At 70.5% G+C, this 12,002-nt stretch carries 13 protein-coding genes and 1 pseudogene; 5 read left to right on the top strand and 9 right to left on the bottom strand.

All coding sequences use genetic code 11. From position 1 onward, the window contains the following. The 5 genes from PHC73_RS06225 to PHC73_RS06205 form a co-directional block, all read right to left on the bottom strand. Positions 1 to 188: Mur ligase domain-containing protein (locus tag PHC73_RS06225; RefSeq protein ID WP_300125773.1), on the bottom strand; the 188-nt coding region annotated here is incomplete at its 3' end. Further along, the gene (locus PHC73_RS06220; RefSeq protein WP_300125771.1) at positions 188 to 691 is read right to left on the bottom strand and encodes a hypothetical protein; all 504 of its coding nucleotides are present in this window, start codon (positions 689 to 691) and stop codon (positions 188 to 190) included. The genes PHC73_RS06225 and PHC73_RS06220, both read right to left, overlap by 1 nt. Continuing rightward, positions 688 to 1,137: a DUF4124 domain-containing protein gene (locus PHC73_RS06215; protein WP_300125769.1), complete on the bottom strand. Its 450-nt coding sequence runs from the start codon at positions 1,135 to 1,137 to the stop codon at positions 688 to 690. Before PHC73_RS06215 ends, PHC73_RS06220 begins: the two co-directional genes overlap by 4 nt. Next, positions 1,134 to 1,928 (bottom strand): hypothetical protein, encoded by a 795-nt coding sequence (locus PHC73_RS06210; RefSeq protein WP_300125766.1) that lies wholly within the window; start codon positions 1,926 to 1,928, stop codon positions 1,134 to 1,136. The genes PHC73_RS06215 and PHC73_RS06210 overlap by 4 nt, the downstream gene beginning before the upstream one ends. 77 nt (positions 1,929 to 2,005) lie before the next feature. Then, positions 2,006 to 2,518, bottom strand: a complete 513-nt coding sequence (locus PHC73_RS06205; protein WP_300125763.1) for a hypothetical protein — start codon at positions 2,516 to 2,518, stop codon at positions 2,006 to 2,008. 362 nt (positions 2,519 to 2,880) lie between these two features. Here PHC73_RS06205 and PHC73_RS13930 point away from each other — a divergent pair. The 5 genes and pseudogenes from PHC73_RS13930 to PHC73_RS06180 form a co-directional block, all read left to right on the top strand. Continuing rightward, positions 2,881 to 3,270, top strand: a pseudogene (locus PHC73_RS13930) (lytic transglycosylase domain-containing protein); the annotation flags it as partial. A gap of 367 nt (positions 3,271 to 3,637) precedes the next feature. Continuing rightward, positions 3,638 to 5,500: an ATP-dependent zinc metalloprotease FtsH gene (gene ftsH / locus PHC73_RS06195; protein WP_366949816.1), complete on the top strand. Its 1,863-nt coding sequence runs from the start codon at positions 3,638 to 3,640 to the stop codon at positions 5,498 to 5,500. Between the two features lie 401 nt (positions 5,501 to 5,901). Further along, positions 5,902 to 6,654 carry a glucose 1-dehydrogenase gene (locus PHC73_RS06190; RefSeq protein WP_300125758.1) on the top strand — a complete coding sequence of 251 codons (753 nt, stop codon included), beginning with the start codon at positions 5,902 to 5,904 and terminating at the stop codon, positions 6,652 to 6,654. A gap of 267 nt (positions 6,655 to 6,921) precedes the next feature. Beyond that, entirely contained in the window at positions 6,922 to 8,145 is a 1,224-nt protein-coding gene (locus PHC73_RS06185; protein ID WP_300125755.1) for an aromatic ring-hydroxylating dioxygenase subunit alpha, read from the top strand. A 25-nt stretch (positions 8,146 to 8,170) separates the two neighbouring features. Beyond that, on the top strand, positions 8,171 to 8,518 hold the full coding sequence (locus PHC73_RS06180; RefSeq protein WP_300125753.1) for a hypothetical protein: 348 nt from the start codon (positions 8,171 to 8,173) through the stop codon (positions 8,516 to 8,518). A 9-nt stretch (positions 8,519 to 8,527) separates the two neighbouring features. Here PHC73_RS06180 and mnmA read toward each other — a convergent pair whose 3' ends face one another. Genes mnmA through hemC form a run of 4 tightly spaced genes read right to left on the bottom strand, consistent with a single transcriptional unit; the run spans position 8,528 to position 11,825 of the window. Continuing rightward, positions 8,528 to 9,679, bottom strand: coding sequence for a tRNA 2-thiouridine(34) synthase MnmA (gene mnmA / locus PHC73_RS06175; RefSeq protein WP_300125750.1), 1,152 nt, complete (start codon positions 9,677 to 9,679; stop codon positions 8,528 to 8,530). After that, on the bottom strand, positions 9,679 to 10,122 hold the full coding sequence (locus tag PHC73_RS06170; RefSeq protein WP_300125748.1) for an NUDIX hydrolase: 444 nt from the start codon (positions 10,120 to 10,122) through the stop codon (positions 9,679 to 9,681). The genes mnmA and PHC73_RS06170 overlap by 1 nt, the downstream gene beginning before the upstream one ends. 10 nt (positions 10,123 to 10,132) lie before the next feature. Beyond that, positions 10,133 to 10,915 (bottom strand): uroporphyrinogen-III synthase, encoded by a 783-nt coding sequence (locus PHC73_RS06165; protein ID WP_300125745.1) that lies wholly within the window; start codon positions 10,913 to 10,915, stop codon positions 10,133 to 10,135. Next, on the bottom strand, positions 10,908 to 11,825 hold the full coding sequence (gene hemC, locus PHC73_RS06160; protein WP_300125742.1) for a hydroxymethylbilane synthase: 918 nt from the start codon (positions 11,823 to 11,825) through the stop codon (positions 10,908 to 10,910). Before hemC ends, PHC73_RS06165 begins: the two co-directional genes overlap by 8 nt. Between the last annotated feature and the right edge of the window lie 177 nt (positions 11,826 to 12,002).

Genomic DNA, 12,002 nt, shown 5'->3' with positions numbered 1-12,002 from the left:
TCCGGTGGCGTTGCGAGCTGCGCCGGGTCGTAACCTTCCTGCCAGGCGATGCCGGCTTGCTCCAACTGCTCGCGCATCGGCGAGTAAACGCCGGCGTCGCAGCCGCTCACGCGGTGGCCGAGCGCGGTCGCGAGCTGCGCCAGCCCCCCCATGAAAGTGCCGCCGATTCCAAGGATGTGCAGGTGCATCAGAGCAGTCCGAACAATGACCCGAGGCCGTAATAGGCCACCAGAAAAAAGCCGATGTTGACCAGCACGCTGGCCGGCACGGGGATGTCGAGCGCCTGGCGCAGGATGTGCACCGACACCGCAAAGCTCCAGCCGACCAGCAGCAGGATGAGCAAGCCGAGGCCGTTTTCTTGTTGCGCCAGCGCGGTGAGCGGCAGCGACAGCGCGTTGAAGGCGACCCCGACCAGCAGCAAGGCGGTCAGTGTTTGCACATACCGCGCCGGGCGGCGGCGCAGCGCCAGCGCCGCATAGACCAGCGCGGCCAGCAGGGCGGTTTCGGCCGGGCCGTAACACAGCGCCTGCTGCGCAGGCATGACGAAGGCCGCCAGCGCACTGCCGAGCAGCGCGTAAGGCAGCAGGGCGAGCAGCAGCACGGTGGGGGAGTAGGGCACGTCCTGCGGCCCGCGGCGCAGGCGCAGCAGATCGCCAATCAGCGCCAGCAGCGCCCGCCAGGGCGTGCTCATTGCCCGGCGATGCCGCCGCAGCGCTTGCGGATGGCCGCTTCCAGCTCGCGCTCTTTCTGGATGCGCTCGTCGCCGGTGTACCAGTGGCCGTCGGCGTCGCGAATGCGCTGCGCCGAGCGCATGGCGTCGAGCTGGCGCTGGGCGGCGGCGCATTCCTGGGCGCGCTGTTTGCGCTCGGCCTCGGCCTTGGCTTTTTCCTCCCGGGCCCGGGCGGCTTCCTCGGCGGCGGCCTGCCGCTTGGCGCGGATGGCTTCGAGTTGGGCGTTGACCTCGTCCGGCGACAGCGGGCTCGGCGGCGGTGGCTCGACGATTTTCTCGGCGCCGCTGGCCGGCGGCCGGTCGCCGTAGTGGACGCGGCCCTCGGCGTCGGTCCAGCGGTAGATGTCGGCCCGGGCGACGCCAGCGAGCAGCAGCAGGACCAGCGGCAACAGATGCGTACGGTTCACGGAACGAGATCGACTTTGATGGCGATGCGGCGCGCGCTGCGGGCGCTGCGGGCGGTAGACGCTAGCATGTCGGGGCGGCTTTCGCCCGTGGTGGCGAGCTCGCCGGCCAGCTCCAGCCACTGCCCGAGCGGGCCGCGCAGCTGCGTCTGAGCCACCTGAAACGCCGTCACATCGCCCTGCGCGAGCTGCTGCGCCTGCGGGGCGACGTCGAGCGTGACGCCGTCGGCGTCGAGTCGCGCCAGCACCTCGAAGCCGGTGCTGACCTCGCGGTATTCGGTGCACGGCTGGCGGCCACCGTAGGCGTCCTCGCAGACGCTGTCGAAGGGTGCCACCAGGCCGATGGCGATGTGTGCCGGCTGGCCCTCGAGCGCCAGCACGGTCTGTTCGGTGTGATCGCGTTGGCGGCCCTGCGGGTCGGCGCCGTACACGCCGATGCCGCGGTAGCGGACCTCGGCGCCGCTGCCGGCATCCGGCAGGCCGACGATGACGCGCGAGCCGTCGCCCGCGCCGGTGCCCAGGTGCTCTTCGGTGACAAGCTGCTGGCGCACGGTGATGCGCAGCCGGCGCGGCGCGCGGTCGAGCGTCGCCACGCTGGCGCGCAGCTGCTCCAGGCGGGCCGGCTCCACGTTCAGGATCAGCGTCTGGCCGTCGGCGCTGATGCTCTCGTGCGGCGCCAGCAGCGGGCGCAGCACCTGAGCCACCTCCGCCGCCGGCCGCCGCTGCAGGGTGATGGTGGTGATCTCGGGCCGGGCCAGCGCGCCGGGCGCTGCCAGCAGCGCGGTCAGCAGCACGGGCGCGACCCTTGCCGCGACGCGCCGACAGATGCCGGGGACGGCACGTTTCGGCATTGCCTTCACCGGTGCCGCGGTCATGCGTCCAGCCGGCGCAGCTCCGGCTCGGCTTCGCTGGCCTGCCACAGGGCGGCAAAACGCCGATCGAGCTCGCGCGCCTGCGCCGGCTGCTCGAGGCTGGCCAGGGCCTCGAGGCGCGCGGCCTGCGGCCGGTGCAGGTAGCCGCGCTCGTCGACGGTGAGCCAGGCCTCGTCCAGCCCGGCATCCTGCCCGGCCAGGCGGCGCACCGCCACGGCGCTGGTCAGGCGCTGCGCCAGCGTCCACAGCGGCCGGCCGCGCTCGTCGCGGGCCACATCGGCCGGCAGCAGGATGTCCAGCCGGGCCCGGCGACTGCGAAGCAGCAGTGCGCGCAGGGCGTCGATGACGGCCGCGCTGCCCAGGTAGCCGAGGTCGGCGTACTGCGGCAGGATGCGCACCCGCTCGCGCGCCGACTGCAGCAGGCGCAGCGCCATCGCCGCGCAGTCTTCGGCGCCCCGCAGGCGCAGCGCGGCACGCGGGTCGTCGCAGGGCGGCGTTTCGGGTTCGGTCATGGCCGTCGCTCAGCTGTCGGGCTTGGTCGATGGTACGGTCGCCGCGTTATCGGCGCGGCGCGGTTATGCTTGACCCGGTCACGCGGGGCGAAACCGGGGAGGCGGTGACGGGTCGTATGCGGCGTTGGTGGTTGATCATGCTGGGACTGTTCGCCTGCCAGGCGCAGGCGGAGCTGTTCATTTACCGCACCCCGGGCGGAAACACGGTGTTCAGCGATCGGGCGCTGAACGAGCCCGGCTACGTGCCCGCCAACTACGCCGCCCGGCGCGGCCCGCGCAAGTACCAGGGGCCGACCGTGATCATATCCGCCCGGGCCGGCCGGCCCGCCTTGATCGGTCCCGGCCGCCAGGCGGTCGAGCGGCTGATCGAACGCCTCGCGCCGCAGTACGCGCTCGACCCGGCGCTGGTCAAGCAGGTGGTGGCGGCCGAGTCGGCGTTTCGGACCGATGCCCGCTCGTCCAAGAACGCGCAGGGCCTGATGCAGCTCATCCCGGCCACGGCGCAGCGCTTTGGCGTGCAAAACACCTGGGATGCCGAGCAGAACCTGCGCGGCGGCATGGCCTATCTGCGCTGGCTGCTCGGCCAGTTCCGCGGTGATGTGCGCCTGGCGCTGGCCGGTTACAACGCCGGCGAGGGCGCGGTGACGCGTTACGGCGGCTTGCCGCCGTATGCCGAGACCCGCCAGTACGTGGCCGCCATCATCGGTCGCTATGGCAGGACGCAGCACCCGTACGTCGTCGACGAGCAGTGACGGTGTCGCCGCGCGGCGCGGTCTTGGCGCACGCCGGCGGCGACCCCAGATTGCAGGCGAAAAATTCCCTGCGCGGAATTTTTCAGCGCGTTGCCGCGCGGTACCGCCGCGCGCGGTGCTGGCTGAATCGGTGGCTTGTGGCATCGATTCGCGCCGCTATGGAAATGCTGAAAAATTCCGTCCGTGGAATTTTTCAGCTCGCCGCGGCGCGGTACACGCCCGCGCCGCGCTCCATGAATCAAGGACTTACGCCCTTGATTCATGCCAGGGCATTCTGCCCCGGACGGGAAACGCTGAATAAATCAGCGTTTCCCTATCGGCGCCGGGCGGCGGCTCGATTGATATCGATTGGAACGCGGGAGTGGGGATGGGGATGCAGGACGACCGTCAAGCGCGCTGGAACGTCATCTACTGGATGTTGGCGCTGTTCGCACTGCTGTGGTTTCAGACCGCCTGGCACACCGCGCGCAGTGTCGAGGAAGTGCCGTACAGCGAATTCGTCGAGGCACTCGAGGCCGGCGAGGTGGCCGAGGTGGTGGTCAGCGACACCACCGTCACCGGGCGGCTGAAGGCACCGCGGCCGGACGGGCGCAGCTATCTGGTCGCCGCCCGGGTCGAGCCGGACCTGGCGCGTGAGCTGGCCAAGTACGGCGTGCGCTACAGCCGGGTGGTGGAGAACACCCTGCTGCGCGACATTCTGTCCTGGGTGGTGCCGACGGCGCTGTTCTTCGGCGTGTGGTTCTTTTTCTTCCGCCGCCTGGCCGAAAAGCAGGGCCTGGGCGGGTTCATGAACGTCGGCAAGAGCCGCGCCAAGGTGTATGTCGAGAAAGACACCGGCGTCACCTTCGCCGACGTGGCCGGTGTGGACGAGGCCAAGGCCGAGCTGCAGGAAATCGTCAATTTCCTCAAAAATCCGGCCGACTACGGCCGCCTGGGGGCGCGCATGCCCAAGGGCGTGCTGCTGGTGGGCCCGCCCGGTACCGGCAAGACGCTGCTGGCCAAGGCGGTGGCCGGCGAGGCCAAGGTGCCGTTTTTCAGCATCAGCGGCAGCGAGTTCGTGGAGATGTTCGTCGGTGTCGGCGCGGCGCGTGTGCGCGACCTGTTCGAGCAGGCGCGCGGCAAGGCGCCGGCCATTATCTTCATCGACGAGCTGGACGCGCTCGGCCGGGCGCGTGGCGTGGCCGGGCCGGTCGGTGGCCACGACGAGCGCGAGCAGACCCTCAATCAGCTGCTGGTCGAAATGGACGGCTTCGACAGCTCCAGCGGGCTGGTGATCCTGGCCGCCACCAACCGGCCGGAAATCCTCGACCCGGCGCTGCTGCGCGCCGGCCGTTTCGACCGTCAGGTGCTGGTCGACCGGCCGGACAAAGCCGGGCGGGTGCAGATTCTGCGCGTGCACACGCGCAAGATTCGCCTGGCGCCGGACGTCGATCTCGACCAGGTGGCGGCGCTGACCACCGGCTTCTCGGGCGCCGATCTGGCCAATCTGTGCAACGAGGCGGCGCTGGTGGCCACCCGCCGCGGCGCCGATGAGGTGACGCTGGCCGATTTCACCGCCGCCGTGGAGCGCATCGTCGCCGGCCTCGAAAAGAAAAACCGCGTGCTGAACCCGCGCGAGCGCGAGGTGGTCGCCTTCCACGAGATGGGTCATGCGCTGGTGGCGCTGTCCCTGCCGGGCGCCGACCCGGTGCACAAGGTGTCGATCATTCCGCGCGGCATCGGCGCGCTCGGCTACACCATCCAGCGGCCCACCGAAGACCGCTTCCTGATGACGCGCCAGGAGCTCGAGCACAAGATCATGGTGCTGCTGGGCGGCCGGGCGGCGGAAAAACTGGTGTTCGACCAGCTGTCCACCGGCGCCGCCGACGACCTGGCCAAGGTGACCGACATCGCGCGCGACATGGTCACCCGCTACGGCATGGTGGACGAGCTGGGCTACATCGCCTTCGAGCCGCAGCGCGCGCAATTTTTGGACGTGCCCGGCTACAGCAGCGGCGGTTGCGCGGTCGCTCCGGCCACCCAGGAGCGCATCGACCGGGCGGTGCACGACATCGTCATGGGCGCGTTCGCGCGCACCGTCGAGCTGCTGGCGCGTCACCGTGACGTGCTCGAACGCGGCGCGCGCGAGCTGCTCAAGCGCGAGACCTTGGACGAGGCGGCGCTGCGGGAGCTGACCGCCGGCCTGCGCGCCGACGCGCCGGCGGCCGGCGCTGCAGGCACACCCGCGTGAGCCCGTCCGGGCGTGTACCGGACGGGCGACGCAAGAAATGCGCAGCGCGCGCATTTCTTCACAAACCCTGAGAGCTTGTGAATGTTTCAAGCTCTCAGCCCGGCCAGGGATGGCCGGACGCGAAGCGAGCCCGCAAGGGCTTGATTCGCGGGAGCCCGTCCGGGCATGTACCGGACGGGCGACGCAAGAAATGCGCAGCGCGCGCATTTCTTCACAAACTCTGATTCCACCGGCCGATTCGGTGCCAGCCGGCGCCGGCGCTGCAAGCGGCCGGCGGATGTGGTCCAGCGGCGGCAGGCGGTGGGTGGGCGCGGTGGCCGCCAACGCGTGTTTCGCGGTCCTGCGCGGTGGGCTATCGTCCCGGCGGTGGCGCTGTTGCCACGGCTCGATGGAGAAAAAACATGGCGCGGTTCGATGGCAAGTCGGTGCTGGTGACCGGCGGCGGGTCCGGGATTGGCGCGGCGGCGGCGCGCGGCTTCGCGGCGCAGGGTGCGGCGGTGATGATCGGCGATCTGGACGCTGCCCGCGGTGCAGCGGTGGCGGCCGATATCCGGGCCCAAGGCCACAAGGCCGCGTTCACCGCGGTCGACACCACCCAAAAAGCCAGCGTGCAGGCGCTGGTCGCCGCCGCGCTGGCGGCGCACGGCCGGCTGGACGTGGCGTTCATCAACGCCGGCGTGTTCGACGGCTTTTTGCCCTTCATGGACATCGACGAGGCGTTGTTCGAGCGGGTGATGGCGGTCAACGTGAAAGGTTATTTCCTCACCTGTCAGGCGGTGTTCCCGGAGCTCGAAAAGACCGGCGGCAACATCGTGATGACCGCGTCCATCGCCAGCCTGGGCGCCAACGGCGGCGGGGCCGCCTACACGGCTTCCAAGTACGCCACCGCCGGTCTGATCAACCAGATCGCCGTGGAAGCCGCCGCGCGCGGCGTGCGCGTCAACGGGGTGGCGCCGGGCGGCGTGAAGACCGGCATGACGGCGGCGTACGTGAACGATCCGGCGGTGTCGGGTTTCATCAGTCAGGCGACGCCACTGGGCCGTTGGGCCGAGCCGGAAGAAGTCGCCGACGCGGTGCTGTTTCTGGCCTCCGACGAGGCGCGCTACATCACCGGCACGCTGCTGCGCGTGGACGGCGGCCTGAGGTCAAAGTAAGACGTCGAAATAGCCGGCGTTCTGCGCGACCAGGCAGGCGGCGTGGCCCGCCCGCCTTCTTGACGGCCATCAAGGCCCTTGCCCGTGATCCTTCTTAAATGCCCGCAAGGCAACCGGTCGTTCGGTTGCCTGCGGCGGCGTCGATCGATTCGGCGCCGCCGTCCGGGGTCGGATGCCCCGGCTGGGAGGCGTTGCAGAAACCGCTTCCGTCACAGCCCGCGAAGGGTTTTTTTCCGGGCCGCGTCGGCCCGCTCAGGAGGAGTCGCCATGAACGCCCCACAGTCGCCGGTCCGCTTTCCCTTCAGCCCGCGCCACGCCATGAAATTCGGCACGCCGGTGCCGGACATGGGTACCGGGCCGATCCCGGCCGAATCCGTGACCTCGGCCGAATACTTCGAGCGCGAGCGCGAGCAGATTTTCAAGCAGGCCTGGCTCGAGGTTGGCCGGGTGGAGGAAATCCCCAATCCGGGCGATTACTTCACGCGTGAGATGCACGTGTTCAAGAGCAACATCGTGGTGGTGCGCGGCAAGGACGGCGTGATCCGCGCTTTCCACAACATGTGCACCCACCGCGGCATGGCGCTGGCGACCGAGGCCTGCGGCAACGCGCGCGGCTTCACCTGCGAGTTCCACGGCTGGGGGTTTGGGCTCGACGGCAGCTTGCAGGCGGTGCCGGCGATCGAGGCGTTTCCGGGGCTCGACAAGGGCAAGCTGGGCCTGAAGGCGCTGGCCTGCGACACGTGGAATGGCTTCATCTTCGTGCACTGGAGTCCCAAGCCCGAGCAGTCGCTGGCCGAGTTCATGGGCCAGCTCGCGAAGGACATGGACGGCTTTCCGTTCGACCAGTGCCAGCACATCGCGCACTACACGGCGCGGGTGAACGCCAACTGGAAGCTGTGCATCGACGCCTTCCAGGAGGCCTACCACGCCACCTACCTGCACCGGCACGCCATCCCGGGCGCCGGTGACATCGAGCTGGCGCTGCCGACCTCGGTGCGCTTCTACGGCCCGCACCGGTCGGTGTCGTGCTGGCTGAAAACCGACATCCAGCCGACGCCGGCCGAGGCCATCGCCTACAAGTATGGCCACTTCGGCTTCGTGAAGGCCGACGAGGGCGAAAGCCGGGGCCTGAACCCATCCGGGGACGATTCGTGGTGGTTCGACATCAACGTGTTCTTCCCGAATTTCTTTTGCGATCTCGGCCGGGGCTGGTACTTCACCTACAACTTCTGGCCGGTGTCGGTGAACGACACCATCTGGAACATGAACATCTACCAGATGCAGGCCGCCGACGCCGGCGACCGGCTGGCGCAGGAGTTCACGCGCATCGTGCTGCGCGACACGGTGTACGAGGACATGAGCACCATGGAGTACTCGCAAAAGGCGTTCGACTCCGGCGTGATCACCGAGCAGACCATCGGCGACACCGAGATCGCCATGCGCCATCAGTACTGGGTGGCCGACGAATGGGTCCACGGCCGCCGTCCGTAATCCTTACCGCCCACGAGTACCGATCATGAGCAATCGCCTCCCCCCCGCATTCGCCGATCTGGAACCGTTTTGCGACTACTGGCTGCACGACACCGAGGCGGCGCGCAACCGTGCCCGCATCAGCGCCGACATGGGGCGCATCCGCGCCTTCTACGATGCCGTCCTGCCGCGCTTCGACGCCATGATCCAGCACCTGAACCAGTTCCCGCTGGGCGCGCTGCCCGCGGCCGAGCAGAACCTGCTGAACCTCGCGTTCGCCTTCGTGGAAGCCTCGGCGCCGGTGGAGCGCTTCAACTCGCCCATCGTCACCAAAACCTTCCCGCCGGAGCGTTTCGTCATCCACGAGGATCTGGGCCGCAGCGGCGGCTGGTGACGATCGCCTTCAGGCGCTGGTCAGCTGTCGTGAAGTGGCCTCGGTAAGCGGGGCGGTGGTGTCGATCACCGCCCCGCCCAGACACAGCCCGTCCCGGTAGAACACCACCGACTGACCGGGCGTGACGGCGCGCTGCGGGCGGCTGAAGCGCACCTGGCAGCGGCCATCGTCGGTCACCGTCACCTCGCAGGCCTCGGCGCGCTGGCGGTAGCGCGTCTTGGCGGTGCAGGCAAAGCGCCTGGCCGGCGCAGTGCCGGCAATCCAGGTGGCGGGCTCGGACTCGAGCCCGCTGCTCAGCAGCAGTGGATGGTCGTGGCCCTGCACCACGATCAGCGCGTTGCGCGCGGTGTCCTTGCCGGCCACGTACCAGGCCGCGCCGCTCGCGCCGTGGCCGCCGCCGATGCCAAGTCCCTGGCGCTGACCCAGCGTGTAGTGGGGCAGGCCGACGTGCCGGCCAATGACCCGGCCTTGCGCGTCCACGATGTCACCGGGCTCGGCGACCAGATAGCGGCTCAAAAACTCCCGAAACGGCCGCTCGCCGATGAAGCAGATGCCGGTCGAGTCCTTTTTGTGCGCGACCATGAGGCCCGCTTGCGCGGCGAGTGCGCGCACCTGGCGTTTGGTGAGATCGGCCAGCGCAAAGCCGGCCGGCGCGAGCTGCGTTTGCGTCAGCGCGTGCAAAAAATAGGTCTGGTCCTTGTCCTCGTCGGCCGGGCACAGCAGCTCGACGACGCCGCCCGTGCGGCGCAGCGCGGCGTAATGACCGGTGGCGATGGCCTGCGCGCCCAGGCGCAGGGCATGCTCGCGGAACACGCCAAACTTGATCTGCCGGTTGCACAGCACGTCCGGGTTCGGCGTGCGTCCGCGCCGGTATTCGGCCAGAAAGTGCGCGAACACCTGCTCGCGATACTCGGCGGCGAAGTTCACCACCTGCACCGGGATGTCGAGCCGCGCGGCGATGGCCTGCACGTCGGCGATGTCGGCCGCCGCCGGGCAGTCGCCGAAGGTGTCGTCGTCTTCCCAGTTCTTCATGAAAAGGCCGATCACCTCATACCCGGCGCGCTGCAACAGCAGTGCCGTCACGGCCGAATCGACGCCGCCCGACAGGCCCACCACCACCCGCGCCGGCGGCGGCACGGGCAGGCCGTACGGCGCGTCCATCAGGCGTGCGCCAGCAGCGCGAGCGGATAGCGGGCGCCGGCGAGGTAGTCGTCGAGGCAGCGCAGCACCAGCTCGGTGCGGTGGCGCTCGGCGCAGGCGGCGAGTTCCTCGCGCGTCAGCCACAGCGCGCGCACGATGCCCTCGTCGAGCGGCCGGGCCGGATCGTGCGCGAGCGCGTGGGCGCTGAAACACACGCGCAGCGTGGTGATGCCGGTGCTGGGCTCGATGCGCCGATACAGGCCCACCACGGCGTCGGGCTGCACCTGCCAGCCGGTTTCCTCCAGCGTTTCGCGCCGGCAGGCGTCCTGCAGGCTCTCACCGTGCTCGAGGTGGCCGGCGGGTTGATTGAGCACCAGCCGGCCGTCGGCGAGTTCTTCGACCAGCAGGAAACGGCCATCGCGTTCGACGACGGCGGCAACGGTGACGCGGGGTGTCCAGACCATGGGCGACATGCTAGCAAGGGTGGTTTCGCGGCCGGGCCAGGAGTTGCCGCACGGCGGCGGCGAGCGCCTCATCGCTGGCGTGTTCGGCGCTGACGACCGGGCCGCGCTGGCCGCGGGCGCGGGCGTATGCGCCGAGCGCCGGCGCGAGCACGGCCAGCGGCAACTCGGCGACTGCCGCGGCCCGTGGGCCGGCCAGCTCCAGCAGCGCCTGGTAGCCGGCGCGGCTGGTGGCGGTGAGCGCCGCGATCGCCCCGGCGGCGAGCCAGGCGGCGAGGCGCGGTGCCTGATCGACCGCCGTACGCCGCCGGTAGCACACCACCTCGTGCACCTCGGCGCCGCGCGCGGCGAGCGTTTGCGCAAGCAGGCGGCGGCCTTCCTCGCCGCGGAAGATCACCACCCGCCGGCCGGCCACGGCCCGCAGGTCGGGCAGCGCGAGCAGGCCCTCGCTGTCGAAGCGCGTCTGCGGCACCACGACGTCCCTGAAACCGGCCGCGTTGAGTGCGGCGGCGCTCGCCGCACCCACTGCCGCCAGTGCGCAGTGGTCCGGCAGGCCGCCGGCGGCGGCGATCACCGGCAACGCATGGCGCACGGCATTGGCGCTGATGAAGATGGCGAGCTCGCACGGTAATGCGGTGCGCAGCGTGGCGGTGGGGGTTGCAAGGTCGAGCGGCTCGATGGCGAGCGTCGGCAGCAGCAGCGGCGAGAAGCCCGACGCTTCGAGCAGCCGGCACAGCGCGGCCGCCTGCTCGGCGGGCCGCGTCACCAGCACGCCGGGCGCCGCCGCTTCAGCCATGGTCGGCCAGGATGTGGGCGGCGCCCTGCGCGATCAGCTGCTCGGCGAGCGCAAGACCCAGCGCCTCGGGCGCTTCGGCCGGGCCGGTGAGCGACTGGCGCAACACGCGCCGCCCGTCCGGGCTGCCGACCAGCCCCGTCAGGTGCAAGCGCGTGCCATTCAGCACCGCATGCGCGGCGAGCGGCGTATGACAGCCGCCGCCAAGTCGCGCCGCGAACGCGCGCTCGGCCCGCACGCGAAGCGCCGTGTCAGGCTCCTGCAGGGGCGCCAGCAGCGCCAGCACGGCCTCGTCGCCGGCGCGGCATTCGAGCCCGAGCACGCCCTGGGTCACCGCCGGCAGCATCTGCTCGATGGAGAGCCGCGCGGCGATGCGTCCGGCCAGGCCCAGCCGGTCGAGGCCGGCTGCCGCCAGCAGCAGCGCGTCGCAGTCGCCGCGGTCGAGCTTGGCCAGACGCGTGTGCACGTTGCCGCGGGTCATCACCAGCTCGAGATCCGGCCGCAGCGCCAGTAGCTGGCAGCCGCGGCGCAGGCTGGCGGTGCCGATGCGGGCGCCCGGCGGCAGCGCCTCGATACGGTCGGCGACGGGCGATACCAGCGCATCGCGCGGGTCGGCGGCGGCGCAGAAGGCCGCCAGCACGAAGCCCGTCGGCGGCTCGGCCGGCACGTCCTTCATGGAGTGCACGGCCAGATCCGCCCGGCCGTCGGCGAGGCCCTGCTCGAGTTCCTTGATGAACAGGCCTTTGCCGCCGGCGCTGTTGAGCGCCCGATCGAGGATGCGGTCGCCCTCGGTCACCATCTGGACCAGCTCCACGCGCAGGCCGCGGTGGCGGGCGGTCAGCAGGTCCGCCACGTGCCGGGCCTGCCACAGGGCAAGCGGGCTCTGGCGGGTGGCGATGCGCAGCGGATTCATCGGCGGGGCGGGTGGTGCGGACGGGTGGGCAGTCTAGCAGGCGCCCGCGCGCCGGTCGGTCGGCGCCGCGCCGGCAGGCCGGTGCTGGTCTCGCCGCCGGCCGCGCCGCACAATGGCGCGCCCCGTGGCCGCGGTGTTTCTCATGTCCTGGCTCACCGATCAACTCGCCTGCCTGCC

It is taken from the genome of Immundisolibacter sp., assembly GCF_028696615.1.
Taxonomy (GTDB): Bacteria; Pseudomonadota; Gammaproteobacteria; order Immundisolibacterales; family Immundisolibacteraceae; genus Immundisolibacter.
The sequence above is the reverse complement of the archived record's forward strand: the minus strand, read 5'-3'. Positions and strand labels throughout refer to the sequence as shown.